Below are 26,707 nucleotides of genomic sequence, written 5' to 3' on the forward strand. Positions count from 1 at the left end.
TCAGATCACCCAGTTGAGGGCTTCGGGTTCGGTCGGCTTGAGCGTCAGGTCCGGGCGCACGGTGGGGCCCAGCGCGCGGACGCGGTCCTTGATATGGGCGGGGCGGACACCGCCGTTCCCGTCCTTCTCGGCATCGATGGCGTAGGGAACGTTGACCCGGCGCGCGGATTCCTCGCGGCCCATGATCTCTTCCGCCTGCTCACCGACGTCCACGGCGTCGTCCACGTGCGGCGACCAGTCCTGGCCGGTCCACCATACGACCGCACCTGTCTTCAGGTCATTTCCGGTCAGGATCTTCACTGTTCCTCCACTCCGATTGCGAGTTTCGCGCCTTGCGCGACGATATCTGCGGTGACTTCCCCGATCACGATCAGCGCCGGGCTCTTCACCCTTTCGGCTTCGACCAGTTCGGGAAGGGCGGCCAGCGGGCCGCGTAGCACGCGCATTTCCGGGCGCGCGCCGTTTTCGATGACGGCCAGCGGCATGTCGGGGGCGAGCCCGTCCGCCATCAGCTTTTCGGCGATCTGTGGCGCGGTCTTCACGCCCATATAGATCACCAGCGTGCGGCCCTTGCCGGCAAGCCCGGCCCAATCCTGTTCGGTCAGCCCCTTGCACTGACCGGCGACGAAGCTGACGATGCTGGCATGGTCGCGATGCGTCAGCGGGATTTGTGCTGCTGCCGCCGCGCCATTGGCGGCGGTGATGCCGGGGACGACCTCGACGCGGACGCCTGCGGCGCGCGCCTCCTCCATCTCCTCGCCACCACGGCCGAAGATGAAAGGATCGCCGCCCTTCAGGCGCACCACGTCATGTCCCTTCAACGCCTCGCGAACGAGGAGGGCGTTGATATCCTCCTGCGGCAGCGTGTGGCGCGCGCGACGCTTGGCGACGCTGACGAGCTTGGCATCGGGGCGGGCGAGGGAGAAGATCTCCGGATCGACGAGCCCGTCATGCACGATCAGCTTCGCACGGCCGATCAGCCGCGCGGCGCGCAGGGTCAGCAAGTCGACCGAGCCCGGTCCCGCGCCGACAAGATAGATCGTGCCATTTTCCATGCCGCCCAGATGCGCGCGAGGGCGGCCTAGCGCCAGCGAGAATGGGTTTGGCGCGGCCTAGATCAGCTTTAGGGGGTGCCTAGGCCGACTTGTCGACCCTCTGCGCGATCGCCTCCACCAGCTGCTGGAACTGCGCATTGTCGCGCAGGTTGAGGTCGCGCTGCGGGAAGGGAATTTCGACGTCGTGTTCCTTGAACAGGTGCCATACGCGCATGAGGACGTCGGAGCGGATATTGGACAGCCCCTCTTCCGGATCGAGGATCCAGAAGCGGATATCGAAGTCCACCGAACTGTCGCCGAAGCCCATCAGGTTGACGCGTGGCGGCGGGCTTTCCAGCACGCGCGGCGTTTCCCTCACCGCCTGGTAAAGCAGCTCCGTCACCAGCTCGATATCGCTGCCATAGGATACGCCGACCGGGGCCTTCACGCGTACTTCGCGCGAGCTGTAGGACCAGTTGACCACCTGGTTGATCATCAAATTCTCGTTTGGAATCAGATATTCGGTCTTGTCGCGCGTGACCACGGAAATGGCGCGGATGCCGATCTTGCGGATCTGGCCAAACCCCTCATTCCCTGCCGCATCGGTGACCGAGATGACGTCCCCCGGCTTGATCGACTTGTCCATCAACAGGATGATGCCTGCCAGCAGGTTGCCGAAGGTCTTCTGCAGGCCGAAACCGATGGCGAGGCCGAATGCGCCGGAGAAGACGGCGAGGGCGGTAAGGTCGATCCCCAGCATGTCGATGCCGATAAGGATGGCGAAGGCCCAGACCGCGATGGTCAGCAATTTCTCGCCCAGCAGCCGCTGCGAAGCGTCGAAGGCGGTCAGCTTGGCCAGCAGTTTGTGAGCCAGCCTGCTGAAGACGCGGGCGAAGGCGATCACGCCAAGGATCACCATGATGACGACCAGGATGCTCCAGGCGGAGATGCGCGTTTCATCGATGGAGAAGCCGAAGGAATCCAGCTTTTCGACAATGTTGGCGATCGTCATGCTCTGTTCGGATACCGCCTCGCGCAAGGCGTCCGCGCCGGCCATGCCGTCTTCGGGTTGCGGCATATCGGGCGCCACGGGAATTGGATCGGCCTCGACGGTCGGCGTTTCACCCGCGACGTCTGGCGTTTCACCCTCTGCGGCGGGGTCCTGCAGGATTTCGGGTACTGGTGCGGTCATCAATCTTCCATTGCGTCCAAGGCTTGCCCGATATCAGACAGCAAGTCGGCAACATCCTCAAGTCCAATGGAAAAACGCACGCCGAGCCGGTCCTCGGCGTCCCAGCTTGCGGGTGGCCAGGCCATCTCGCTGCGCGTGCGTGCGGGATCGAAGGGAATGGCGAGGCTTTCGAACCCGCCCCAGCTGTAGCCGAGGCCGAACAATTCCAACGCATCGAGGAAACGCGCGCGCTGGCTGACGCTGCGGCCCTTCAGGACGATGCTGAACAGCCCGCAGCCGCCGGTGAAATCGCGCTGCCACAGCGCGTTACCGGGCGCGCCGTCCAGCATCGGGCACAGCACATGGGCGACCTCGGGCCGGCCTTGCAGCCAGCGGGCGATCTCCAGCGCGGCCTGCGTTGAATGTTCCAGCCGCAGCGCCATGGTCCTGAGGCCCCGCAACGCGAGCGCGGCATCGTCCGGCGAGACGACCTGGCCCATATATTGCGAGGCGAGGCGCAGCTTCGTATACCACTCCTCCCCCGCGCTGGCGCTGCCCATCATCAGGTCCGAATGGCCGCCGACATGCTTGGTCAGGCTCATGATCGAAATGTCGCAGCCGCGCTCTAGCGCCGGGAAGCCGAGCGATGAGGCCCAGGTATTGTCGAGAATGCTCACAGCCCCCTTCTCGCGGGCGATCGCGGCCAGTTGCGGGATATCGCAGACTTCCATCGTCAGGCTGCCGGGGCTTTCCAGCATCACCGCGCGGGTGCGCTCGCAAAAGGCGTTCTCGAAGCTGGTGAGGTCGAGCGGATCGAAGGGCCGCGCTTCGATATCGTATTGCTTCAGCATGCCGAGTGCGATGTTGCGCGTCGGCTCATAGGCATTGTCGGTCACCAGCAGCACGTCGCCCGGCTTCAGCACCGCCAGAAGGACATTGGCGATCGCCGCCACGCCGCTGGGATAGAGCACCGTGCCCGCCGCGCCCGGCTCCAGCTCGGTCAGCGCCTCTGCCAGTGCCCATTGCGTGGGCGCGCCACGGCGGCCGTAATAGAAATGCCCGTCCGCATTGGGGCGTCCGCCGGCAAGGTCCTTCGCATCGGTATAAAGGTGGGTGGAGGCGCGCCAGACGGGCGGATTGACCGCCGCGCCGGTCCATTCGGGACGGCGGCCTGCCTCGACCACGCGCGTGGAGGGCTTGCGCGGCGTATGTTGATCGGAATCGCTCAACTGGTTTCGCCAGTCTTCCCGGGGCCGATTTCCTTGGGCAGGCCGGGGTCGCAGCCCCATTCGCTCCAGCTGCCGTCATAGAGCGCCACGTCGGTCTTGCCCGCGCGTTCGAGCGCGAAAAGCAGTACGGCTGCCGTCACGCCGCCGCCGCAGGTCGTGACGACCGGCCTGGCCAGATCGACGCCCTGGGCGCGGAAGGCCTGCTCGACGCCTTCCTTGTCCTTGTAGGTTCCGTCTGCGTTGAGGACCTGGTCGAACACCACATTATGCGATCCGGGAATGTGGCCGTCCGCGACCTCGGACCGGAAATCGGGCACTTCACCGGTAAAGCGGTCCGCGCCGCGCGCATCGACCACCTGCTCCGCCTCGCTTTCGAGATTGACGAACATGTCGGCCTTGTAGCGCAGCGGGGCGGGGCCGGTGCCGGCTACGTGACTGGCTGGCGCGATCGCTGGTGCGCCGCTTTCGAGCGGCCGCCCCTCATCGCGCCATTTGCCGAGGCCTCCGTCGAGGATTGCAACGTCCTTCACCCCATGCATGCGGAGGATGAACCAGGCGCGCGCCGCCGTCTTCACATAGGAATCGTCATAGATCACCACGCGCGTGCCATTGCCGATGCCCAGCTTCCCCATCCGCTCGGCAAATTGTTGCGCGGTAGGGACGGCACCGGGCACATCGCTGCCGGGATCGAAAAAGCTCGGCAGGTCGAGATAGCGCGCGCCGGGAATATGCGCCTCGGCGAACTCGGCTGCGGGGTCGCGCCCGGCATCGGGCAAATGGGCTGAGGCATCGAGCACTACGAGGTCGGGAGCGCCGATCTCGCGGGCCAGCCAGTCAGTTGAAACGAGTGAGTCCATGGCCTGAGGGATAGGCGAAGGGCAGCGGCAGGACAATGCGCCGCTTGCCACGCCCGCGCCAAGGCGGCATCAGGCGCGCATGACCGACGATACGCCCCAGCCGCTCCACCTTGGCCAGCAGAGCGCGCTGCCTGCCTCTCCGGACGAGGCGGTGCTCGACTATGTGCCCAATCCGCGACCGGGATCGCTCTACCTCGTGCGCTTTGCCGCGCCCGAATTCACCTCGCTGTGCCCGGTAACCGGCGCGCCCGATTTCGCGCATCTGGTGATTGATTACGCCCCCGGCGAGACGATCGTGGAATCGAAGAGCCTCAAGCTCTTCCTCGGATCGTTCCGCAACCATAACGGCTTTCACGAGGATGTGACCGTCGGGATCGGTGAGAGGCTGTTTCGCGAGATGGAGCCGCGCTGGCTGCGCATCGGCGGGTACTGGTATCCGCGCGGCGGCATTCCGATCGACGTATTCTGGCAAAGCGGTCCTCCGCCCGAGGGACTCTGGCTGCCCGACCAGGGCGTGGCGCCCTATCGCGGGCGCGGCTGACCGGCGTGATTGCCCCGGATTGCTGCACCTGCGAGGTGATTGCTTGCCTATCGTCGTTTCCTTCGATTAGGAGGCGAATGCACAGGGGGTGCCCGGTTTCCCGGGCCTTGCCACACCACTGGAGGGAATACGCATGCAAATCGTGATGATCGGCACGGGCTATGTCGGCCTGGTTTCAGGCGCCTGCTTTGCCGATTTCGGCCATCATGTCACATGCGTGGACAAGGATGAAAGCAAGATCGATGCGTTGCTTAACGGGCGCATTCCGATCTTCGAGCCGGGTCTCGATGCACTGGTGGAAAGCAATGTCGCGGCCGGGCGGCTCAACTTCACGCTCGACCTCGCCTCGGTCCTGCCTGAGGCCGATGCCGTGTTCATCGCAGTCGGCACACCCTCCCGGCGCGGCGATGGCCATGCCGACCTCTCCTATGTTTATGCCGCGGCTGAAGAGATGGCTCCATTGCTGCGTGAAGGAGCTGTGGTCGTCGACAAGTCCACCGTTCCCGTCGGCACAGGAGACGAGGTCGAGACGATTATCCGCAAGGTCTGCCCGGAGCTGAAATTCTCCGTCGCCTCCAATCCCGAATTCCTGCGCGAAGGCGCGGCGATCGACGACTTCAAGCGTCCCGACCGCGTCGTCATCGGCGTAAATGACGCGCATGCGGAAGAGGTACTGCAGGAAATCTACCGTCCGCTTACCCGCAATGATTCGCCGATCCTGACGATGAGCCGCCGCGCGGCCGAGCTGACCAAATATGCAGCCAATGCTTTCCTGGCGACGAAGATCAGCTTCATCAACGAGATCGCCGACCTGTGCGAAGAGGTAGGGGCGGATGTGCGCGATGTGGCACGGGGTATCGGCACGGACAGCCGCATCGGTTCGCGCTTCCTGCAGCCGGGTCCCGGTTATGGCGGATCGTGTTTCCCGAAGGATACGCTGGCCCTGCTGAAGACGGGCCAGAACTACGGCTCGCCGCTCAAGATCGTCGAGGCAGTGGTGGCGGTGAACGACCAGCGCAAGTCGGCCATGGGCGCCAAGGTGATCGAGGCGCTGGGCGGCGACGTCGCGGGCAAGACGGTGGCGCTGCTGGGCCTGACCTTCAAGGCGAATACCGACGACATGCGCGATTCCCCGGCGATCGAGATCGCCCAGGCGCTGCAGGATGCGGGCATTACCGTGCGCGCTTATGATCCCGAAGGGATGGAAACCTCCAAGGCCGTGATCTCCAACCTCGTCTATTGCGACGATTCCTATGACGCGATGACGGGTGCCGATGCGGCGGTGATCGTTACCGAATGGGACGCCTTCCGCGCGCTGGACCTGGGCAAGGCCAAGGAACTGCTCAACCGCCCGCTGCTGGTCGATCTGCGCAATCTCTACAGCCGCACAGACGTGGAGAAGCAGGGCTTCGAATACGTCGCTGTCGGGCGTTAATTGCTAGTAGGGCAGGAATAGCCCGGCCAGCGCCGCACTCATCAGATTGGCGAGCGTTCCCGCAGCGAGGGCGCGCAGGCCCAGTCTCGCGATCACCGGCCGCTGGTTCGGGGCAAGCCCGCCGGTCACCGCCATCTGGATGGCGATGGACGAGAAGTTTGCAAAGCCGCACAGGGTGAAGATCGCGATCGCTCGGCTGCGCTCACTCAGCGCGCCGTCGGCCAGGCCCTGAAGGTCGAGGAAAGCGACGAATTCATTCAGTACCACCTTGGTGCCGAACAGCCCGCCGGCCACCTGCGCCTCCTGCCAAGGCATGCCGAGCAGCAGCATGACCGGTGCGAGGATCAGGCCCAGAACCTGCTGGAAGGAAAGGTCCGGATTGCCGAACCATCCGCCAACCCAGCCCAGGAGCCCGTTGGCCAGCGCGACCAGCGCCACGAAGGCGAGTAGCATCGCGCCGACCGAGACCGCCAGCTTGAGCCCGGTCTGTGCGCCCTGCGCAGCAGCCTCGATGACATTGGCGGCGCGGCCTTCGCCTTCGAACCCTTCTGCCACTTCCACTTCATGCGGCTTGCTGCCAGCTTCGGTTATCGCAGCGGGACCTTCGCCGCTAATGCGGACCTTGGGCAGGGCGATAGGATCGCCATTGTCGTCCACCGCGGCAGGCTCGGCGTCGTCAGGCATGATGATCTTGGCCATCAGGATGCCTCCCGGTGCGGACATGAATGCGGCGGCAAGAAGGTAGGGCAGGTACTCGTTCCCCAGTAGCGCGGCATAGGCGGCCAGGATCGTGCCCGCGACGCCGGCCATGCCCACGCTCATCAGCGTGAACAGGCGCGAGGGCGGCAGGCTGGCCAGATAGGGGCGCACGACCAGCGGGCTTTCGGACTGTCCGACGAAGATATTCGCCGCCGCGGCCAGAGCCTCGACCCGGCTGATCCCGGTCACCCAGCCGATCGCGCCGCCCAGCCAGCGGATCAGCTTCTGCATGATGCCGAGGTGATAGAAGACCGAGATCAGCGCGGCGAAGAAGACGATCACCGGCAGCGCGCCCAGCGCGAAAGTGCCGGAGAGCGGGTTGTTCTCCGGCGCGCCGAAGAGGAATTGCGTCCCCTCATCCGCATAAGACAGCAGGGCGCTCACCCCGTCGGCCAGGAACTGGATGCCCGAGCGTCCCCAGGGCGTGCGCAGGACGACCAGCGCCAGCACCGCCTGAAGCGCGAAAGCCGCGCCGACCACGCGCAGGCTGATGCGCCGCTTGCCGGTCGAGAGCAGGAACGCGATGGCAAGGATGACGAAAATGCCGGCGATATTGATCAGGAAAGGCGGCAAGTGAACTCCCACGTGAAAGCGTTCGGTCGGACTGTCGCGTGCGCGGTCTGGACAGGGGCCGGGCAGAACATGCCCGGCGCGCTTTCCTTTCCGTTCGTGCTGCAATAGCAGTGGATTGCATGACAAGCGATAGTCCCACCCCCGCAATCCCCGCCCCTCTCTTCCTCTATTCGCTGCTCTATGGCGGCATGACCTGCATCGCCGGCGTGCTCGGCTCCAAGCAGGTGGCCCTCGGTCCGCTGGCGGTGGAGGCCGGTATCTTCCCCTTCCTGATGCTCGTCGCGCTCTCGAGCACGGTGGCGGAGCTTTATGGCAAGCCGATCGCCAATCGCCTGGTGCGCTTCGGTTTCGTACCGCTGCTGACCGCGATCGGCCTCACCTGGATCGTGCTGGCGCTGCCGACTGACGAGGGTATGTATGAACCTGCCAAGGAGGCCTTCCCGATCGTCCTGTCGCAAAGCTGGCGGCTGATGGCGGCGGGCATCCTCGCCTATGGCGTGTCGATGACGCTCAACGTCTACCTCTTCTCCCGCCTGGCGCGTGCGGGCCTGCCTTTCGTGGCGCTGCGCGGGGCGATCGCCTCGATCATCAGCCAGGTGGTCGATACGATCATCTTCATCACCGTCGCCTTTTACGGCGTGCGGCCGATTGCAGAGCTGCTGCTGGGCCAGTCGCTTGCCAAGATCGTGCTGTCGATCCTGCTGGTGCCGCTGCTGATCAAGGGTTTCGTGATGCTGGCCAAGCGGATGGCGCCCGCGCCGGAGGTTACGTCACTGTCTTGAACGCGTCACCTCGCTCGGCAAATTGCGGGTCGAGTGCGCCGCAATGGAGGTAAGGCATGTCGGACAGACTGAGAAACGCTCGCCTGGATTTGAGCCGGAGGCAGCTGCTGCGCCGCTTCGGCGCAGGCGCGGTGACGCTGATGGGCCTCTCGCTCGCGCGTCCGGTGATCGCGCAGCCGTTCTTCACCAGCTATCCCTTCCAGCTGGGCATTGCCTCGGGTGAGCCAGCTGCCGATGGCTTCGTGATCTGGACGCGGCTGGCGCCCGATCCGCTGGAAATGGGCCACGGCATGCCCGCCGCCGCCGTGCCGGTCGATTGGCAGGTTGCCACCGATCCGGGGATGCGGCAGGTGGTGGCGAGCGGCAGCAGCCTCGCCCGTCCTGAGCTGGGCCATGCGGTACATGTCGAAGTCGGCGGGCTCGAACCGGCGCGGCCCTATTGGTACCAGTTCAGCTGCGGCAGCGAGCGGAGCGGCAGGGGCAGGGCGATGACCACGCCCGTCGCCGGCCAGCCCCTTGACCGGGCGCGTTTCGCGGTAGGCGGCTGCCAGCGTTACGAGGATGGCTACTACACCGCATGGCGCGAAATGGCCCGGACAGAGCCCGATTTCGTCTTCTGCTATGGCGACTACATCTACGAATATCGCGGCGAGCGGCTGCGCCAGACCTGGGATGGCCCGGTCGAGCGCGTGCGCGAGCATTTCGGTGATGAGCTCTACTCGCTTGACGATTATCGCCGCCGCTATGCACAGCACAAGATGGACCCGGACCTGCAGGCGGCCCACGCCGCCGCGCCGTGGTTCGTCACTTTCGACGACCATGAGATCGACAATAACTGGGCGGATATGTTCGATCAGGACGGTACCCCGCCCGCATTCTTCGCCCTGCGCCGGCAAATGGCGATGCAGGCCTATTACGAGCACATGCCGCTGCGCGCATCCTCGCTGCCGACGGGCCCTTCCATGCAGATGTACCGGCAGGCGCGCTATGGCGACCTGCTGGCGCTGAACCTGCTCGACACGCGGCAATATCGCAGCGACCAGTCTTGCGATGATCGGTGGGGCGTGCCCTGCGACAGTGTGAACCGCGCCGACGCGCAGATGCTCGGCACGGCACAGGAGGACTGGCTGGAAGCGCGCCTGGCGGAAGGTGGCGCCACCTGGCAGGCGATCGCGCAGCAGGTGATGGTCATGGACCTCGACCGCCTGCCGGGTGAGGGCAGGGCCGAGAACCTCGACAGCTGGGCCGGCTATGGCGCGCCGCGACGGCGCCTGCTGGAGGGCATCGAACGCCATGTGGCAGGCCGCACCGTGGTGCTGACCGGGGACGAGCACCAGAACTTCGCAGGTGAGCTGAGCACTGGTGATGAGCCCATCGCAGCGGAATTCGTCGTCACCTCGATCACTTCGGGCGGCGATGGCGAGCCCAGCAGGTCGGATACCGAAGCGATTGCGGCGGAAAACCCGCAACTGCGCTGGCACAATGCGCAGCGCGGCTTTGCCCTGTGCGATGTGACGCATCGCAGCTGGACGACCGACTTCATGGTGATGGATTACGTCACCAGGCGCGGCGGTACCTCGTCGCTGGCACGCCGCTTCGAGCTGGAACCGGGGAACGCGCGCTTGCCGGCGGGCTAGGCGGAATTCGGCTGCAGGAAGCCAAGAGTAGGCGGGAAAGACTGGGATTCTGAGGTTTGCCGCTGATGCGGTCTTTGGGTTGTGCCCAACCTGGCCAGCCTGTTTTCCACCCCACTACCCAGAAACCATAGTGCGTGTTACGCCGGGCCGCATGACGACGAAGGAGGATACGCCGCCAGCCGCCGGGACGCCGCGCATCGTCGATCTGGTCAGGAGCGATCCCCGCGCTGCTGTCACGGAGCTGCGCGCGGCAACGGCACGCGATCCCCATAATGCCGGGGCCCATCGCCTGCTCGGACGAGCGCTGCGCGAGCTGGGCCGGGATGAAGAGGCGGAGGCAGCCGAAATGGCGGCCATTCGCGCTACGGTGCGCGATCCGGAGATGGTGACGATCGCCGCAGCGATGGTAGCGGGGGATCTGCCAGCCGCCGAGCAGCGCTTGCGCGGTCGACTGTCCGGCCAGCCCACGGATGTTGCAGCGATCAGGCTGATGGCCGAACTGGCAGCCCGGATCGGCCGCCTGAAGGATTCCGAAACCTTGCTGCGCCGCGCGCTCGAACTCGCGCCGGGCTTCCTTGCCGCCCGCGCCAACCTGGCCACCGTGCTCTACAAGCAGAACCGCTATGGTGAGGCGGCCGAAGTGCTCGACGAGGTGCTGGCGCGCGATCCCGTCAATCCCGGAAACCGCAATCTGATGGCAGCGACGCTGGGGCGGATCGGCGATTATGACGAGGCGCTGCGGCTTTATGGCGAACTGACGGAATCCTTCCCGGAGCACGCCAAGCTGCTGATGAGCTATGGCCATATGCTCAAGACTGTCGGGCAGCTTGAGCAGAGCGTTGCCGCCTACCGCCGCGCGCTGACGGTGGAACCGCATCTTGGCGAAGTGTGGTGGAGCCTGGCCAATCTCAAGACGGTGAAGTTCGACGATACCGACATCGCGGCGATGGAAGCCGCGCTCGCGGCCGATGTCTCGCCCGACGATGCGCTGCACCTGCACTTTGCGCTCGGCAAGGCCTATGGCGACCGCAAGCAGGCGGAGCCGAGCTTCCGCCACTACGCCAGCGGCAATGCCATTCGCCGCGAGCAGGTGGCATACGATCCGGACGGCATCGCCGCGCAGGTGGACCGCGTGGTCGAAATACTTACCCCGGCCTTCCTCGCCGAGCGCGAGGGGCAGGGCGATCGCTCCCCCGATCCCGTTTTCATCCTCGGCCTGCCGCGCGCCGGGTCGACGCTGCTCGAACAGATCCTCTCCAGCCATTCGCAGGTCGAAGGGACGATGGAACTGCCCGACATTCCCGCCATGGCCATGCGCGAGGCACGGGCTGCAGGCAGCGACTTTCGCGACTGGCCCGCAGCGATAGCGGCGATGGAGCCGCATCGGCTGGCAGAGCTGGGTGCAGAATATCTCGATCGCACGCGGGTACAGCGCAAGACGGACAAGCCCTTCTATATCGACAAGCTGCCCAATAATTGGAGCTATGCCGGCTTCATCCACCTGATCCTTCCTAATGCGCGGATCGTGGATGCCCGCCGCCACCCGATGGATTGCTGCTTCTCCAATTTCCGCCAGCACTTCGCCAAGGGGCAGGGCTTCTCTTACGGGTTGGACGACATCGGCCGCTATTATGCCGACTATGTGCGGGCGATGGACCATTACGACCGTGTCCTGCCGGGCCGGATCCATCGCGTGATCCACGAGGATTTGCTGGCCGAGCCCGAAGCGGAGGTGCGCCGCCTGCTCGACGCACTGGACCTGCCTTTCGAGGAGGAGTGCTTGCAGTTCCACCGCAACACCCGCGCGGTGCGCACCGCTTCCAGCGAACAGGTGCGCCAGCCGATCAACCGTTCGGGCGTTGACCAGTGGCTGCCCTATGAGGAATGGCTCGGGCCGCTGAAAGCCGCCTTGGGCGACCTGCCCGAAACCTACGCCCGCCGCGCCCCATAGGGTGGGGAGGGCCGCGGAAAGTGGCAGAAATGTCATATCGGATGGCAATCGCCGCGTGATGGCGGCCTCACACTATTGTCAGTTAGATTGAAATGTGGCGATTATCCCTCAGGGACACCTTCAACCCGGAGGGAACGCATGAAAAATACCCATATCCCGGCAACTTGCCGCCTTGGCGCAGCCTTGCTCGCCACTACCGCCCTTTCGGTCGCCAATCCGGCTCTGGCCCAGGAAGCCAGCTCGGAATCCGATGATGGGGTCATCATCGTGACCGCGCAAAAGCGTGCGCAGAACCTGCAGGATGTGCCGATTGCGATCACCGCGCTCGGCACTGAACAGCTCGACGAGCTGCAGGTGAACGAGCTGCAGGACGTCGTGAAGTTCCTGCCTTCCGTCACCATCCAGTCTTTCGCGCCCGGTTTCGCGCAGGTCTATTTCCGCGGCGTCGCCTCGGGCGAGAATGCGAACCACTCGGCCTCGCTGCCCACGGTCGGCACCTATCTCGATGAAATGCCGATCACCACGATCCAGGGCGCGCTCGACATCCATGCCTATGACCTCGCCCGGGTCGAGGCGCTGGCCGGGCCGCAGGGCACGCTCTACGGGGCAAGCTCCATGGCGGGCACCATCAAGCTGGTCACCAACCAGCCCGATTACGGCTCCACCTATGGCGCGGTTGACCTTGAGCTGAACTCGGTCGCGCATGGCGATATCGGCGGCACCGCCGAAGGCTTCGTCAACCTGCCGCTGGCCGAGAATGCCGCGTTGCGCGTGGTCGGCTGGTATCGCCACGATGCGGGCTATATCGACAATATCGCCGGCAGCCGCACCTATCCGACTTCGGGTATCGAGCAGGACAATGCCGCCCTCGTCGAAGAGGATTACAACGACGTCGATACCTATGGCGCGCGCGTTGCGCTGGGTATCGAGCTGGATGACAACTGGACCATCCGCCCCACGGTGATGGGCCAGGTGCAGAAGACCGACGGCAGCTTCGCGCAGGAACGCTCCACCGCCGTCAATGACGACCTGCAGACGGTGCAGTACAATCCTGAATACAGCGAAGACAAATGGTTGCAGGCCGCACTGACCATCGAGGGGCGGATCGGCAATTGGGACCTGGTCGCCACCGGCGGCGGGCTGTGGCGCGAGGATGAGGTCGCCTCCGACTATTCGGACTACGCCTATTTCTATGACGCGCTCGCTGGCTACGGCGCCTATTTCTACGACAACAATTACGACCTGATTAGCCCCAACCAGTATATCGAGGGCGGCGACCGCTATCGCCGCATGTTCGGCGAGCTGCGCATCAGCAGCCCGCAGGACAACCCGCTGCGGGTGATCGCTGGCGTCTTCGCCCAGCGCCAGCGGCATGAGATCGAGCAGCATTATATCATCGACGGCCTGACCGACATGTTCGTGGTCACCGGGACCGACAGCAATGTCTGGCTGACCCGGCAGGATCGCACCGACCGCGACTATGCCGCTTTCGGCGAGATCAGCTACGACCTGACCGACCAGCTGACGCTGACCGGCGGCGCGCGGCTCTACCACTACAAGAACTCGCTGGTGGGCTTCTTCGGCTATAGCGCGAACTTCTCCAGCCGTACGGGCGAGGCAGCCTGCTTCGGTCCGGCCGTTGTCGACGGGACGCCGTGTACCAATCTCGACAAGACGACGTCGGACACCGATGCGATCTTCAAGCTCAACGCGACCTATGAGATCAATCCGGACGTGCTGGTCTACGCCACCTGGTCGCAAGGCTTCCGTCCGGGCGGCATCAACCGCCGCGGCACCTTGCCGCCTTACGGCTCCGATACGCTCGACAATTACGAGATTGGCTGGAAGACGCAGTTCGGTCCGGTGCGCTTCAACGGCGCGATCTACCAGGAAGACTGGAACGAGATCCAGCTGTCCTTCCTCGGCGAAAACGGCCTGACCGAAATCCGCAACGCCGGCATCGCCCGCATCCGCGGGATCGAGGCGGACTTCATCTACAGTGAAGGCGGGCTGACCCTGTCGCTTTCGGGAAGCTACAACGATGCGGAAATCCGGCGCGATTTCTGCCGCATCGCCAATCCCGATTTCGACTGCACCTTCGATCCGGGCGATGGCCGCACCAACGCGCTGCTCGCCCCGTCGGGAACGCAGCTGCCGGTCACCGCCAAGTTCAAGGGGAACGCCGTGGCTCGCTACGAATTCCCGGTCGGCGACTGGGATGCGCATGTGCAGGGCGCGCTGGCGCATATCGGCAAGCGTCGCAGCGACGTGCGCACTTACGAGAATTCGATCAAGGGCTTCTTCGATCCCTATACCACGGCAGACTTCAGTCTTGGGGTGCGCAACGAGGGCATGCGGTTCGAGCTCTTCGCCACCAACTTGTTCGACGAACGCGGCGTGGTGAATTCGGGCGTGCAGTGCCTCGAAACCACCTGCGGCGACCCGGATGGGCTGAGCGGAACCGGCGGCGTGTTCTACGATTACGTGATCCGGCCGCGCGTCATCGGGATCAAGGCCGGGTTCGACTTCTGATCCGTGCCTGACGTGGCAACACAAGTGAAAGGGCCGGGCCGCAAGCTCGGCCTTTTTGCTGCCATCGCGCTGGTCATGGGCAACATGATCGGATCGGGCGTGTTCCTGCTGCCCGCCAGCCTCGCGCCATTCGGCTGGAACGCCGTGCTCGGCTGGTTCGTGACCACCGCCGGGACGCTGGTGCTGGCCTGGGTGCTTGCCGCACTGACGAAGGCGAGGCCTCTGGCGGGTGATCCGGCGGGTTTCGTGACGGAGGCCTTTGGCGAATTGCCTGCCTTCCTCGTCTCGTGGATATACTGGGTGTCGGTGTGGACCGCCGTCGCCAGTATCGCCGTTGCCGGGGTCAGCTATCTATCCATGTTCATTCCTGCCATCGGGCAAGTGCCCATGGCGCCCGCGCTTTCCGCCATCGCGCTGGTATGGGCGATGACGCTCATCAACCTGCGCGGCGTGCATGCAGCGGGCAATTTCCAGGTGGTGACGGTGCTGCTGAAAGTCCTCCCGCTGATCGCCATCATCGTGATCGCGGCGCTGGTGCTCGGGACGGGCGAAGGCGAAATCCGGCCTTTCGAGATGCGCGAGATCAACGGCGTAGACCTGCGCGGGGCGGCGGCGCTGACGCTGTTTGCCCTGCTCGGCTTCGAATGCGCCAGCCTTGCCGCCGCCAAGGTCGAGAACCCCGAGGTCAATGTGCCGCGCGCAACCATGTGGGGCACGGCGCTGACCGGCCTAATCTACCTGCTGGTGTGCAGCTTCGTTGCGCTGATGCTGCCCGAGGCGCTGGTGGCCGCATCCCCCGCCCCGCTGGCGACCTTCGTGGAAACCTATTGGAATGCGGGAGCGGCCGCGCTGGTATCGCTCTTCGCCATCGTCAGCTGCGTGGGCGCGATCAACGGCTGGGTGCTGATGCAGGGCGAAATGCCGCGCAACATGGCCGATCGCCGCATGCTGCCCGCATGGTGGGGCCGCACCGACGAAGCCGGGACGCCGCGCAACGCGCTCATCGCTTCGAGCGTGGTGGCGACCGTGTGCCTGCTGCTCAATGCCAGCCGCAGCATGCAGGGCATCTATGAGTTCATGCTGCTGCTCTCCACCTCGGCGGCGCTGTGGCTCTATCTCGCCTGTGCGCTGGCGGCTTGGCGGATGAAGGTGGCGCGCGTCTATGCCATAGTGGGCGCGGCCTATGCGATCTGGACCCTGTGGGGCGCAGGCCTGGAAGCGAGCGGATGGAGTCTGGCGCTGATGGTAGCCGGCCTGCCGTTGTGGTGGCTCGTTCGGCGCGAGGCGCGCTCAACCGAGCAGGGCGTCTAGCCAGCTTTCCGCCAGTCCTTCCGCCTCTTCCGGCGTAAAAGGTGCATTGCCGAGCGAGAGCTCCAGCCACAGCCCGTCGATCAGCGCGGTGAGCGCGACGGCGGGCAGGCGCACATCCGACATGTCCGGGCGCAGCGCACGGATGCGCTCCTCCAGCCCGGCGCGGAAATCGCCATAGACATCGGCCCGCACCCCGGCGACGGCGGGGTCGCTGCGCGTGAGGCTCCAGAAGGCGACATAGCTCGCCAAGAGGTCCGGCGAGGCGATGGGCGGGCGGAAACTGGCGGTGAGATAGGCGAGCAGCCGCGCGCGCGGATCATCGCCCGCCGCCTCCACCGCATCATCCAGCGCTGCGCCGATAGTCGCGCCAATCCAGCGATAGGTTTCCGCGATCGCTTCGGACACGCCGGAGAAATAGTGTCGCAGCAGGCCGGGCGAGACGCCTGCCTCGGCGCAAATCGTGCGCACGGAGACGCCCGCCGCGCCCCGTTCCGCCAGCACGCGGGCGGTCGCTGCGATCAGGCTCTGGCGCCGTTCGTCGGGATCGGCGCGGGTGAAGCTGGCTTGCCGGGCTGTCATGGTCTTGTTATACGAACGTACAGCAAGGATCGACTCATGGCAACACAGCCCCATCAGCTGCACGACCGGGACCCGCTTGACGGATGGAGCCTGCCCGCGTGGACCTATCGCGATGCGGAATTCTTCGCGCTGGAGAAGGAGCGCGTCTTCGCTCCCAGCTGGCAGGTGGTCTGCCATGTCAGCGATATCCCCAATGCCGGCGACTGGCATACGCTCGACTATATCGGCGAAAGCGTGATCGTGGTGCGGGGGCGCGAGGACGTGCTGCGCGCCTTCACCAATGTCTGCCGCCACCGCGGATCGCGCATCGTCGACGGGGCGAGTGGCTGCGCGCGCAAACTGGTCTGCCCCTATCACGCCTGGACTTACGAGCTGGATGGGAGGCTGACCGGCGTTCCCGACAGCGCCAGCTACCCGACGCTCGACAAGGAGAAATCCGGCCTCGCCCCGGTGGCGATGGAGGTCTGGCGCGGCTTCGTCTTCGTGCGGCTGACGGGCGAAGGCCCCACGGTCGCCGAGATGATGGCGCCTTATGAAGCGATGGTCGCCCCCTATCGCTTCGAGGACCTTAAGGCGCTGGGCCGCGTCACGCTGCGCCCGCGCGCGGTCAACTGGAAGAATGTGGGCGACAATTATTCCGACGGGCTGCACATCCCCGTTGCCCATCCCGGCCTCACCCGCCTGTTCGGCAAGGGCTATGGCGTGGAGGCGGAGGAGAATGTCGATCGCATGTGGGGCGCGCTGGTGGACCGGCCGTCGGACAACTGGTCCGAACGGCTCTACCAGCGCCTGCTTCCCCCGGTGCCGCACCTGCCCGAGGAGCGCCAGCGCTTCTGGCTCTATTTCAAGCTGTGGCCCAATGTCGCCTTCGACATTTATCCCGACCAGGTCGATTTCATGCAGTGGCTGCCGGTCAGCCCGACCGAATGCCTGATCCGCGAGATCAGCTATGTCCTGCCCGATGCCCCTGACTACAAATGGCGTCGGGAAATGCGCGCTGCGCGCTATCTCAACTGGCGCATCAACCGGCAGGTCAATGCGGAGGATACCGCCCTCATCAACCGTGTGCAGCAAGGCATGGAGAGCCGCAGCTTCTCCATGGGGCCGCTGTCCGACAAGGAAGTGTGCCTGAAGCATTTCTGCCAGCGGATGCGGGATCTGATCCCCGCAGCCCGCCTTGAGAACCAACCCGCCGCCGGATGGAGCCGCGCATGAGCAGCAAATACGACGCCGTCATCATCGGGGCGGGCCATAACGGCCTCACCTGCGCCTTCTATCTCGCACGCGCCGGGCTGAAAGTGCGCATCGTCGAGCGGCGCGACGTGGTCGGCGGGGCGGCGGTGACCGAAGAGTTCCATCCCGGCTTCCGCAATTCGGTGGCGAGCTACACTGTCAGCCTGCTGCAGCCCAAGGTTATCGCCGACATGAAACTGCACGATCACGGCTACCGCGTGATCGAGCGGCCGATCTCCAACTTCCTGCCGCAGGAGGATGGGGGCTACCTCAAGCTCGGCGGCGGGCTGGAGCGCACGCAGGTCGAATTCCGCAAGTTCTCCATCCGCGATGCCGAAGTGCTGCCCGCCTATTACGATGCGCTGGAAGGCGTGGCCGAAGTTCTGCGCGACCTCGCGCTCAAATCCCCGCCCAATGTCGGCGAGGGGTTGCGGACGCTGATCGCTGGCGCGGCGCAGGGCTGGGGCATGGCCAGGCTCGGCCTCGAAGCCAAGCGCGACATCCTCGACCTCTTCACCAAATCCGCCACCAGCTTCCTTGGCAGCTGGTTCGAAAGCGAGGCGGTCAAAGCCGCATTCGGCTTTGACGCGGTGGTCGGCAATTACGCATCGCCCGATACGCCGGGCAGCGCCTACGTCCTGCTGCACCACGTCTTTGGTGAGGTGAACGGCAAGAAGGGCGCCTGGGGCCACAGTGTGGGCGGCATGGGCACGATCACCCAGATCATGGCCAGGGTCTGCCAGGAGGCGGGCGTCGAAATCAGCCTCGAAAGTCCGGTTTCGCAAGTGCTGGTCGATGGCGACACGGTGGCCGGCGTGAAACTCGAAAGCGGCGAGGAGATTGCCGCCAAACGCGTGATCGCCAATGTCGGGCCCAAGCTGCTCTACGGCAAGATGCTCGACGAAACGCACCAGCCAGAGGATTTCCGCCGCCGCATGCGTGGTTTCAAGGCGGGCGGCGGCACGTTCCGCATGAATGTCGCGCTGTCCGAACTGCCGCGCTTCACCGCGCTCCCCGAACCGGGCGAACACCACCAGAGCGGCATCATCATCGCCCCCACGCTCGATTACATGGACAAGGCCTTCCTCGATGCGAAGGCGCATGGCTGGTCCAAGGCGCCGATCGTCGAGATGCTGATCCCCAGCACGGTGGATGACAGCCTCGCTCCGCAAGGCCAGCACGTCGCCAGCCTGTTCTGCCAGCAATTCGCTCCCGAACTGCCGGACGGCCGCAATTGGGATGATGAGGAAGACGCGGCGGCCGACACGATCATCGACACGGTGGAGAAACACGCCCCTGGCTTCCGCGCCTCGATCCTTGGGCGGCAGGTGCTCAGCCCCAAGGGCCTGTTCGACAAATTCGGCCTCGTCGGCGGTGACATCATGCATGGCCATATGAGCCTGGACCAGCTCTGGTCGGCGCGCCCCGTCCTCGGTAACGGCGCCTATCGCGGGCCGGTGAAGGGCCTCTATATGTGCGGCGCAGGTACGCATCCCGGCGGCGGCGTGACCGGCGCACCGGGGCACAATTGCGCACGCGAGGTGATTGCGGATGGGGGGAAGTGGGGGCGGTTTATCGGGGTTTAGCGGGCGTCCGCTTTCGATCCGGGGGCCGACCTAGCCTCGCCTTTGGAGACTTCCTGAAAGCCGACATCCGAAACTTCACCCAGGCTGACGATTTGGGTAGAATGCCGCGATGGCGATCAGGCAGGCAGTCTTCCCGCACGACACGGCTTCGGTGCTGGAAATCTGGCGCGAGTTTATCGCCAATTCGCCGGTCAACTTGGACTATCAGGGCAATGATGCCGAGTTCGAGAATCTGCCGGTCAAGTATGCGCCGCCCGATGGATGCGTGTTATTGGCGGAACGAGGCGGTGACGTTGATGGCTGCGTTGCATTGAGAAAGGTCACGGCGGATATCTGCGAGATGAAGCGGCTCTATGTTCGCCCCAATGCGCGTGGCAATGAACTAGGTCGTAAACTTGTCCAACGATTGATCGCTGAGGCACGATCCATGGGCTACCAAGAAATGCGGCTCGACGTGCAGGCCAAATCCGTCACCGCCCGGAAACTCTACAGTGCCTTCAACTTTACCGAAGCCGAGCCGGTATCTTTCAATCCAGTTCCTGGAGCTTCCTTTCTCGGTCTCCGCCTTTAGCCCGTTTGGCAGTTGACCGGTCAGCGCGGCCAAAAGCGGACTGTCGCAAAACCACCCTTGTGCGGACTAAAGCGCCTTAGCGAATCTCCGAACCACTCTTCACAACACCGGCGACGCTCTCCAGCACCGTCACGTCTACCAGCGGATCACCCGCCACCGCGATCATGTCCGCGAAGTAGCCGGGTGCAATCGCGCCCAGCTCCTCGCCATGCCCGATCACCTCAGCCGCATTCACCGTCGCCGCACGGATCGCCTGTAGCGGGGTCATGCCGTTCGCGATCATGTAGCCGAACTGGCGCGCATTGATGCCATGGGGAAACACGCCCGCATCGCTGCCGAAAGCGAGCGGCACGCCCAGTTCCACCGCGCGGCGGAAATTGTCGCGCTGGACCTGCGTGGTCTCGCGGTTCTTGCGCAGATACTCCTCGGGCCAGCCCTCCGCCGTGCCGACCTCGTCGATATAGTCGCCGTTGAAGACGTCCATCACCAGCCACACGCCATTGTCACGGGCCATCAGCAGGCCTTCTTCGTCGATCAGGCTGGCGTGTTCGATGCTGCGCACGCCCGCACGGATGGCGTTCTTGATGCCTTGCGCCCCATGGGCATGGGCGGTGGCGTAGGAGCCGTGCGCCTCCGCCACTTCCACCGCTGCGCGCATTTCACCCTCGGTCAGTTCGGGTTCGCCCGGTTCGGTGCCGATCGCAAGGACCGCGCCGGTGCCGATCAGCTTGAGGAAATCGACGCCGTGATCGAACAGGTACCCGGCCTTCTCCGCCGCCTCTTCCGGACTGGTCAGCACGCCCAGGCGCATGTCGGCGGGAAGCTCGTCATTCGGCACCACGCCATTCAGCTCGCCACCGCCGCCCGGATGGGTGAGATAGGCGCCGGCCACGAACATGCGCGGTCCCGGCACCAGCCCGCGGTCGATCGCATTGCGCAGCGCCACGTCGGTCAACCCGCGATAGGTGCCGACGTCGCGCACGGTGGTGAAGCCCGCCTCCAGCGTGACCCGCGCATTGCGCGCGCCGATCAGTACGGTATCGACCGGCGAGGTGGTAAGCGGGTCGGACAAGTCAGCGCTGCTGCCCGTGTCGGACAAATGCGTGTGCAGGTCGATCAGCCCGGGCAGCACGGTATAGGCCGACCAGTCCAGCTGCTGCGCGCCTTCCGGCACATCCCCGCACGGACCGACAGATGCGATGCGCTCGCCCTCTGTCAGGATGCACTGGCCGGAAAGCATCTCCCCGCTTGTCACATCGAGCAGCTGTCCCGCTTCGACATAGAGCGATTGCCCCTGCGCCGGCACGGACAGCGCCAGCAGGGCGGTGGCGGCAAAGACTGTCCTCACTGCGAAGCCAGCTCGGTCAGGAGCACGCGGTAATATTCGAGGCTGCGGCCGATATTGGCGAGCGGCACACGTTCGTTGAGGCCGTGCGCATATTCGTCGCTCTCGCGCATGAATGTTCCGCTCGCCCCGTAGCTCGGCACGCCCAGCGCGCGGTACCACATCGAATCCGATGCGCCCGATGACTGGGAGGCGAGAACAGGCACCTCGCCGAAGGCGGCGTGGATCGCCCGCGTCACCGCGCCGACAAATTCCGCATCATAGGGCGAGGCGGGGGCGGCGACGACATATTCGGGATTGATCTCGCGTATGGTCATCGCCGGCTCGTCCGCCACGCGGGAAAGCTCGGCCATGATCTCTTCCTTCGGGTGGCCGGGGAAGATGCGGCAATTGACATAGGCGGTCGCGCGCTGCGGCAGCGCGTTGAGCGCATGGCCCGCCTCGACCTGTGTCGGCACGCAGGTGGTCCCGATCCGGCCGATATAGGCAGGATTGCCGCGCAGCACGGCGACGGCCGCCTTGTCGGCGGGATCGGCGGCGAAGGCGCGCATGGCGGCGGCCAGCAGCGGGTCGGATTCGAACTGCGCTGCTTTGGTGAAATAGTCGCGCGTGATGTCGTTCAGCTCGGGCGTGAAGCGATGGGCGCCGATGCGGGCGAGTGCGGCGGAGAGCTGGACGATGGCATTGTCGTCGCGCGGGGCGGAGCTGTGGCCGCCGGGATTGGTCACTTCCAGCTCGAAATCGGCATAGGTCTTTTCGGCACCCTGCCAGCTCCAGTAGCTGGGTTCGCCCGTTTCTTCATCCAGCGTGCCCGATGCTCCGTCGACGTTCAGCACCAACTGCGCATCGCGCAGCCGCTCTGCGATCATGGCGGAGGTGATCATCGTGGTCTCCTCGTCGCCCGAGAAAGCCAGCACGATGCTGCGTTCCGGCACGAAGTTCGCTTGGCGCAGCTCCATCACGGCGACCATGGCCTGCACGGCATCGAACTTGGTATCGCTCGCGCCGCGCCCGAAGAGGTAGCCATCCGCCAGCACGGGCGTGAAGGGATCGCGCTCCCAATCCTCGGGCTTGGCTTCCACCACGTCCATATGCGCAGAGAGCACGATCGGGCCGAGCGACGCGTCGCGGCCCTGCCAGGTGGCGATGAAATAGGCGGTGTCGTCGACCGGGACGATCTCGATCTCGTCCGCGCTCCAGCCTGCATAGAGCAGCGCATCGCGGAACAGTTCGGCGACCTTGCCGGTCTCGTTCCCCTCGCCGCGGACCGAGCGCAAGGAGATCGCCGCGCTGGTGAGGTCTACGACACGCTGTTCCTGCGAAGTGAAATCGCGCGCTTGGGCAATGGCGGGAGATGCGGATACCGTTGCCAGCAGCCCTGCCAGGCAAATCATTGAACGCAAGTGCTGACCCCCTTGTCTGTCGGTTTGCGTCGCAGGCTATGCCAGTCATTCGCAGGAGACAATCGAAACCACTGTGGAAAGGCGAACGCGCGGGGGCCAAGCGGCCCGTCGGTTCGCAGCATGCGGCACCGGCTGTTTCAAAAGCGGGAAATGGTGCCGGCTGCAGGAGTCGAACCCGCGACCTGATGATTACAAATCAACTGCTCTACCAACTGAGCTAAGCCGGCGTACCATGTCTTGCCCTGCCGCTGCTGCTTGCGGGCAGGAGGGAATGGCCCTTTGGCTCAAACCACGCCGAAGGTCCAGCCCTCTGTTCGGGCAATTTCGCTCGTCATGCCTTGCGGTGTCCACAGCTCCGGCCGGTGCGCGTTGGCGCGCAGCCAGGCGGCGGTCACCAGCGCATCGGCGGAATGGTCGTCCATCGGACCGGAAAGGCCCGTCGGCGCGCTGCCGAGATGGGTGAGGGCGGTGTCCAGCTCCTCGCCGCTGCGAATCTTGGCGCGCGAGGCGCTGCGTCCGGCGGCGATGGCAGCAAGCGCCGTGTATATCTCGACGATCACCGATCCGCCGGCGGGCAGGGGATCGATCGGCCATACGGGGACGCGGCCTTCCAGCCCATGCAGAACACGCATGCCCGTCAGGCTCGACTTGCCGACCTGCGCCGCGCCGACGAGGTTGAAGTTCGAATAGGGTTTGCAGCCCTGTTCCTGCTGCGCGAATTCGGTGACGCGAAAGCGCCCGCGGCCGCCCCCGAAGTGCTCCCCCTCGCGCCCGCCATGCCGCCGGAAGTAGCGTGAGGCGATGCGATGGTCGACGAAGCTGCCAGCGCCAAGGTACTCATCCTGCTCGCACAAAGTATCGATCATGGCCCAGAGCGAGCGGGCGTCGGGCGGGCTCTCCTCCCAGCCGGGAAAGAAGGCGCCCTGGTCGGCAAAGGGCAGCGATATGCCGAGGTCGAGGCCGACGAGGCTGTTCGCAGGCAGTTCCTCCGTCAGCAGCGCCAGCACTTCGGGGCGAGACCAGCCGCCGGGCATGCGGGCCAGCACCGGCGCGCCGCCTTCGCGATGCGCCACGGCGATGGCGATGCTCTTGTGCCGCGCGCCTTTTGCGCCCGACCAGTCTATCGCCACGAAATGCTCGAAATGGTCAGCCAATGCGTTCGCCGCGAAGCTTGTCCCAATATTCAAGCCGCTTCCTCACCTCTCGCTCGAAGCCGCGCTCGACGGGGTCGTAGAAGCTCTGCGGTTCCATCTCCTCGGGCCAGTAATTGTCGCCCGAAAAGCCTTCCTCGGCGTCGTGGTCGTAAGTGTAGCCCGCGCCGTAGCCGACATCCTTCATCAGCTTGGTCGGCGCGTTGACGATATTCATCGGCGGCATCAGGCTGCCCGTGTCCCGGGCTGACTTCCACGCGGCCTTCTGCGCCTTGTAGGCGGCGTTCGATTTGGGCGCGGTGGCGAGGTAGATGCAGGCCTGCACCAGCGCCAGCTCGCCCTCAGGGCTGCCGAGGAACTGGTAGGCATCCTTCGCCGCCACGCATTGCGGCAACGCTTGCGGATCGGCCATGCCGATATCCTCCACTGCCATGCGGATCAGCCGCCGGGCGAGGAAGAGCGGCTCCTCTCCCGCCACCAGCATGCGCGCGAAGTAGTAGAGCGCCGCCTGCGGGTCCGACCCGCGTACGGCCTTGTGCAGGGCCGAAATGAGATTGTAATGCCCCTCGCGATCCTTGTCGTAAACGGCGACGCGGCGCTGGAGGAACTGGCCGAGCGCGGCGGGATCGAGCGGCTCGGGGATGTTCGCTGCGTAGAGCGTTTCGGACTGGTTGAGGAGGAAGCGACCGTCGCCGTCGGCCGACGCGATCAGCGCATCCTTCGCCTCCGGCGTGAGGGGGAGGGGACCTTCCAGCTCCTCCGCCCGGTCGAGCAATTGCCCCAGCGCTTCGGCATCGAGCCGGTGCAGGATCAGCACCTGTGCGCGGCTGAGCAGGGCGGCGTTCAATTCGAAACTCGGATTCTCGGTCGTCGCGCCGACCAGCGTCACCGCGCCGCTCTCGACGAAGGGCAGGAAGCTGTCCTGCTGTGCGCGGTTGAAGCGGTGGATCTCGTCCACGAACAGCAAGGTGCGCTGGCCCGCCTTGCGCGCCGTCTCGGCGGCGGCGAACGCTTTCTTGAGGTCGGCAACGCCCGAGAACACCGCGCTCACTGCCTCGTAACGCATGCCCACGGCGGCGGCGAGCAGCCGGGCGATGCTGGTCTTGCCCGTTCCCGGCGGCCCCCACAGCACCATGCTGGAGAGCTTTCCGGCCGCCACCATCCGCCCGATCGCGCCTTCGGGTCCGGTCACATGGTCCTGCCCGATCACCTCCTCCAGCGAGCGCGGACGCAGCCGGTCGGCCAGCGGTGCATCGGCGGCTGGTTCATCGCTTGCAGCGGGCTGCGCGGGATCATCGGCAAAAAGGTCGCTCATCGCCCCAGCAGATAGGGGGGAAGGGCGTGGATTGCCAAGCGCAGAGCGAAGGCGCATTCTTCTTGGCGGGTCATAAGGGGAGTTTTGGCGATGAATGAGGGGATGAGGACGGACAAGGCACCATGGCATATCTGGGTGGTCGGCGTGCTGGCGCTGCTGTTCACGGCCTTCGGGGCCTATGACTACATCATGTCGCAGACGGGCAATCTGGCCTATATGGAAGCCGCAGTGGAACCCTATGGCATTCCTGCCGAAGTTGCCGTTGCCTATTTCTCCAGCTTCCCGGTCTGGGTCGATGTCGCTTGGGCCATCGGTGTGTGGTTAGCTGTCGCGGGGTCGGTGCTGATCCTGCTGCGCAACCGCTTCGCCTATCCGGTTTTCGTCGTGTCGCTGGCGGGCATGGCGGTCTCCAACGCGTGGGCTATGTCGAACCCGGTTCCGGGGATGACCGACACTACCGCAACCACCGTGGCAGTGGCCGTCGTGGTGGCAATCATGATCTCGCTGACGCTCTATGCCCGCGCGATGGTCCGCCGCGGCGTGCTACGCTGAAACGGCTTCCTCATTGGCGGTGACGAGGCGGATATAGGCCTCTGCCACCGCCGAATTGATCGCATCCCATGAGTAATCGCGGCTGCGCAATTCGCCCGCCGCGCCATGTTCCTTGCGCAGGGCGTCGTTGCGGCAATAGGCCTCCACCACATCGGCAAAGTCGCCGATCCGGCCGGGTTCGACCAGCCGTCCGGTCTCGCCATCGGCCACAAGGCTGGTGCTGCCCGTGGCGCGCGCGGCGACGACCGGGATGCCGCAGGCCATGGCTTCGAGAGTAACATTGCCGAACGTCTCGGTAACCGAGGGGTTGAGCAGCATGTCCATGCAAGCGACGGCGCGGCCCAAATCCGCCCCGCGCTGGAACCCGGCGAAAACGGCATCGGGCACGTTCTGGGAGAAGAACTCATGCGCGGGGCCTTCGCCCACCACCAGCACCTTGTGTTTGACGTCGCGCTTGCGCAGTTCGGCGATCGTCTCCGAAAAGACGTCCAGCCCCTTTTCCATCACCAGCCTTCCGAGGAAGCCCACCGCCACCTCGTCATCGGCAATCCCCAGCTCGCGCCGCCATGCAAGGTCGCGGCGCGAGGGATCGAAGATCTCGCGGTCCACGCCGCGCGACCAGATGGAGATATCGTCATTCATCCCCTGCTCGCGCAGCACGGCCGCCATGCTCTCCGACGGGGCGACAAGCGCGTCGCAGCGCTGGTAGAAGCGGCGCAGTAGCGCGACCGCCACGGGCTCGAGGAAGGCCATGCCGTAGTAGCGGGGATAAGTCTCGAACCGCGTATGGACGGAGGCGAGGATCGGCACCTCGCGTTCCTTCGCCCAGGTCACCGCGCGATGGCCGGCGATATCGGGGGAGGCGACATGCACGATATTCGGCACGAATTTTGCCAGGTCCTGCTTCACCTCTGCAGAGAGCGCCAGCGGCAGGCGATATTCGCCGCGGCCGGGAATCGGCAAATTGGGCAGGCCGATCAGCTCGCCCGCGCATTCGAAGGCGGGTTCCTCCACCTTCGGCGAATATACGCGCACGCGCGCGCCTTGCCGCAGCAGATAGTCAACCAGCCTGTTCAGTGCCTGGTTCGCACCATCGCGAACGTAGTTGTAGTTCCCGCTGAACAGGGCGACGCGAAGCTCGTCCATTTCCATTAGCGACC

Annotated in this window: 23 protein-coding genes and 1 tRNA gene; 11 read left to right on the top strand and 13 right to left on the bottom strand. The window is 65.1% G+C overall.

The window, feature by feature from the left end:
* The 5 genes from E5222_RS02710 to E5222_RS02730 form a co-directional block, all read right to left on the bottom strand.
* Window positions 1-300 (bottom strand): DUF2849 domain-containing protein, encoded by a 300-nt coding sequence (locus E5222_RS02710; RefSeq protein WP_136692178.1) that lies wholly within the window; start codon window positions 298-300, stop codon window positions 1-3.
* A complete protein-coding gene (gene cobA, locus E5222_RS02715; protein ID WP_136692179.1) occupies window positions 297-1,055 on the bottom strand; it encodes a uroporphyrinogen-III C-methyltransferase in 759 nt (252 codons plus the stop codon). The genes E5222_RS02710 and cobA overlap by 4 nt, the downstream gene beginning before the upstream one ends.
* Window positions 1,056-1,134: 79 nt before the next feature.
* The gene (locus tag E5222_RS02720; RefSeq protein ID WP_136692180.1) at window positions 1,135-2,226 is read right to left on the bottom strand and encodes a mechanosensitive ion channel family protein; all 1,092 of its coding nucleotides are present in this window, start codon (window positions 2,224-2,226) and stop codon (window positions 1,135-1,137) included.
* Window positions 2,226-3,494 (bottom strand): cystathionine beta-lyase, encoded by a 1,269-nt coding sequence (gene metC / locus E5222_RS02725; protein WP_136692181.1) that lies wholly within the window; start codon window positions 3,492-3,494, stop codon window positions 2,226-2,228. Before metC ends, E5222_RS02720 begins: the two co-directional genes overlap by 1 nt.
* Entirely contained in the window at window positions 3,431-4,291 is an 861-nt protein-coding gene (locus tag E5222_RS02730; protein ID WP_136692182.1) for a sulfurtransferase, read from the bottom strand. Before E5222_RS02730 ends, metC begins: the two co-directional genes overlap by 64 nt.
* A gap of 79 nt (window positions 4,292-4,370) precedes the next feature.
* Here E5222_RS02730 and queF point away from each other — a divergent pair, with 79 nt between their 5' ends.
* Both queF and E5222_RS02740 read left to right on the top strand, forming a co-directional pair.
* Window positions 4,371-4,832 carry a preQ(1) synthase gene (queF, locus tag E5222_RS02735; RefSeq protein ID WP_136692183.1) on the top strand — a complete coding sequence of 154 codons (462 nt, stop codon included), beginning with the start codon at window positions 4,371-4,373 and terminating at the stop codon, window positions 4,830-4,832.
* A 133-nt stretch (window positions 4,833-4,965) separates the two neighbouring features.
* Entirely contained in the window at window positions 4,966-6,267 is a 1,302-nt protein-coding gene (locus tag E5222_RS02740) for a UDP-glucose dehydrogenase family protein (protein ID WP_136692184.1), read from the top strand.
* A gap of 3 nt (window positions 6,268-6,270) precedes the next feature.
* Here the strand turns inward: E5222_RS02740 and E5222_RS02745 are convergent, their stop codons facing one another.
* Complete coding sequence (locus E5222_RS02745) at window positions 6,271-7,599, bottom strand: NupC/NupG family nucleoside CNT transporter (RefSeq protein ID WP_136692185.1); 1,329 nt, start codon at window positions 7,597-7,599, stop codon at window positions 6,271-6,273.
* 119 nt (window positions 7,600-7,718) lie between these two features.
* On the opposite strand from E5222_RS02745, the gene E5222_RS02750 reads away from it, so the two are divergent.
* The 5 genes from E5222_RS02750 to E5222_RS02770 all read left to right on the top strand — a co-directional run bounded on the left by E5222_RS02750 (window position 7,719) and on the right by E5222_RS02770 (window position 15,812).
* Window positions 7,719-8,381: a queuosine precursor transporter gene (locus tag E5222_RS02750; protein WP_136692186.1), complete on the top strand. Its 663-nt coding sequence runs from the start codon at window positions 7,719-7,721 to the stop codon at window positions 8,379-8,381.
* An 89-nt stretch (window positions 8,382-8,470) separates the two neighbouring features.
* Window positions 8,471-10,018 carry an alkaline phosphatase D family protein gene (locus E5222_RS02755; protein ID WP_246021517.1) on the top strand — a complete coding sequence of 516 codons (1,548 nt, stop codon included), beginning with the start codon at window positions 8,471-8,473 and terminating at the stop codon, window positions 10,016-10,018.
* A gap of 151 nt (window positions 10,019-10,169) precedes the next feature.
* Complete coding sequence (locus tag E5222_RS02760; RefSeq protein WP_136692188.1) at window positions 10,170-11,969, top strand: tetratricopeptide repeat-containing sulfotransferase family protein; 1,800 nt, start codon at window positions 10,170-10,172, stop codon at window positions 11,967-11,969.
* 138 nt (window positions 11,970-12,107) lie between these two features.
* A complete protein-coding gene (locus tag E5222_RS02765) occupies window positions 12,108-14,501 on the top strand; it encodes a TonB-dependent receptor (RefSeq protein WP_136692189.1) in 2,394 nt (797 codons plus the stop codon).
* Between the two features lie 3 nt (window positions 14,502-14,504).
* The gene (locus tag E5222_RS02770) at window positions 14,505-15,812 is read left to right on the top strand and encodes an amino acid permease (RefSeq protein WP_281276731.1); all 1,308 of its coding nucleotides are present in this window, start codon (window positions 14,505-14,507) and stop codon (window positions 15,810-15,812) included.
* Here the strand turns inward: E5222_RS02770 and E5222_RS02775 are convergent.
* On the bottom strand, window positions 15,792-16,391 hold the full coding sequence (locus E5222_RS02775; RefSeq protein ID WP_136692190.1) for a TetR family transcriptional regulator C-terminal domain-containing protein: 600 nt from the start codon (window positions 16,389-16,391) through the stop codon (window positions 15,792-15,794). The two genes, E5222_RS02770 and E5222_RS02775, sit on opposite strands and share 21 nt — an antisense overlap.
* A gap of 36 nt (window positions 16,392-16,427) precedes the next feature.
* Between E5222_RS02775 and E5222_RS02780 the strand changes: the two genes are divergently transcribed.
* The 3 genes from E5222_RS02780 (at window position 16,428) to E5222_RS02790 (ending at window position 19,781) form a co-directional block, all read left to right on the top strand.
* A complete protein-coding gene (locus E5222_RS02780; protein WP_136692191.1) occupies window positions 16,428-17,606 on the top strand; it encodes an aromatic ring-hydroxylating oxygenase subunit alpha in 1,179 nt (392 codons plus the stop codon).
* Window positions 17,603-19,210 (top strand): phytoene desaturase family protein, encoded by a 1,608-nt coding sequence (locus E5222_RS02785; protein WP_136692192.1) that lies wholly within the window; start codon window positions 17,603-17,605, stop codon window positions 19,208-19,210. The genes E5222_RS02780 and E5222_RS02785 overlap by 4 nt, the downstream gene beginning before the upstream one ends.
* 109 nt (window positions 19,211-19,319) lie before the next feature.
* A complete protein-coding gene (locus E5222_RS02790; protein WP_136692193.1) occupies window positions 19,320-19,781 on the top strand; it encodes a GNAT family N-acetyltransferase in 462 nt (153 codons plus the stop codon).
* Window positions 19,782-19,857: 76 nt separating this feature from the next.
* Here the strand turns inward: E5222_RS02790 and E5222_RS02795 are convergent, their stop codons facing one another.
* From E5222_RS02795 to E5222_RS02815, 5 genes are all read right to left on the bottom strand, one after another.
* The gene (locus tag E5222_RS02795; RefSeq protein WP_136692194.1) at window positions 19,858-21,129 is read right to left on the bottom strand and encodes a metal-dependent hydrolase family protein; all 1,272 of its coding nucleotides are present in this window, start codon (window positions 21,127-21,129) and stop codon (window positions 19,858-19,860) included.
* Window positions 21,126-22,520: a M20/M25/M40 family metallo-hydrolase gene (locus E5222_RS02800; RefSeq protein WP_136692899.1), complete on the bottom strand. Its 1,395-nt coding sequence runs from the start codon at window positions 22,518-22,520 to the stop codon at window positions 21,126-21,128. Before E5222_RS02800 ends, E5222_RS02795 begins: the two co-directional genes overlap by 4 nt.
* Before the next feature lie 160 nt (window positions 22,521-22,680).
* Window positions 22,681-22,756: transfer RNA gene (locus E5222_RS02805), tRNA-Thr, on the bottom strand.
* Window positions 22,757-22,813: 57 nt separating this feature from the next.
* Window positions 22,814-23,683 carry a hypothetical protein gene (locus tag E5222_RS02810; protein ID WP_136692900.1) on the bottom strand — a complete coding sequence of 290 codons (870 nt, stop codon included), beginning with the start codon at window positions 23,681-23,683 and terminating at the stop codon, window positions 22,814-22,816.
* Complete coding sequence (locus tag E5222_RS02815; protein WP_136692195.1) at window positions 23,676-24,995, bottom strand: replication-associated recombination protein A; 1,320 nt, start codon at window positions 24,993-24,995, stop codon at window positions 23,676-23,678. The genes E5222_RS02810 and E5222_RS02815 overlap by 8 nt, the downstream gene beginning before the upstream one ends.
* A 102-nt stretch (window positions 24,996-25,097) precedes the next feature.
* Here E5222_RS02815 and E5222_RS02820 point away from each other — a divergent pair, with 102 nt between their 5' ends.
* Window positions 25,098-25,547, top strand: a complete 450-nt coding sequence (locus E5222_RS02820) for a hypothetical protein (protein WP_136692196.1) — start codon at window positions 25,098-25,100, stop codon at window positions 25,545-25,547.
* On the opposite strand, the gene E5222_RS02825 is transcribed toward E5222_RS02820, so the two are convergent.
* Window positions 25,539-26,699: a glycosyltransferase family 4 protein gene (locus tag E5222_RS02825; protein WP_136692197.1), complete on the bottom strand. Its 1,161-nt coding sequence runs from the start codon at window positions 26,697-26,699 to the stop codon at window positions 25,539-25,541. The genes E5222_RS02820 and E5222_RS02825 overlap by 9 nt on opposite strands.
* Between the last annotated feature and the right edge of the window lie 8 nt (window positions 26,700-26,707).

It is taken from the genome of Alteraurantiacibacter aquimixticola (assembly GCF_004965515.1).
Lineage (GTDB): Bacteria > Pseudomonadota > Alphaproteobacteria > Sphingomonadales > Sphingomonadaceae > Alteraurantiacibacter > Alteraurantiacibacter aquimixticola.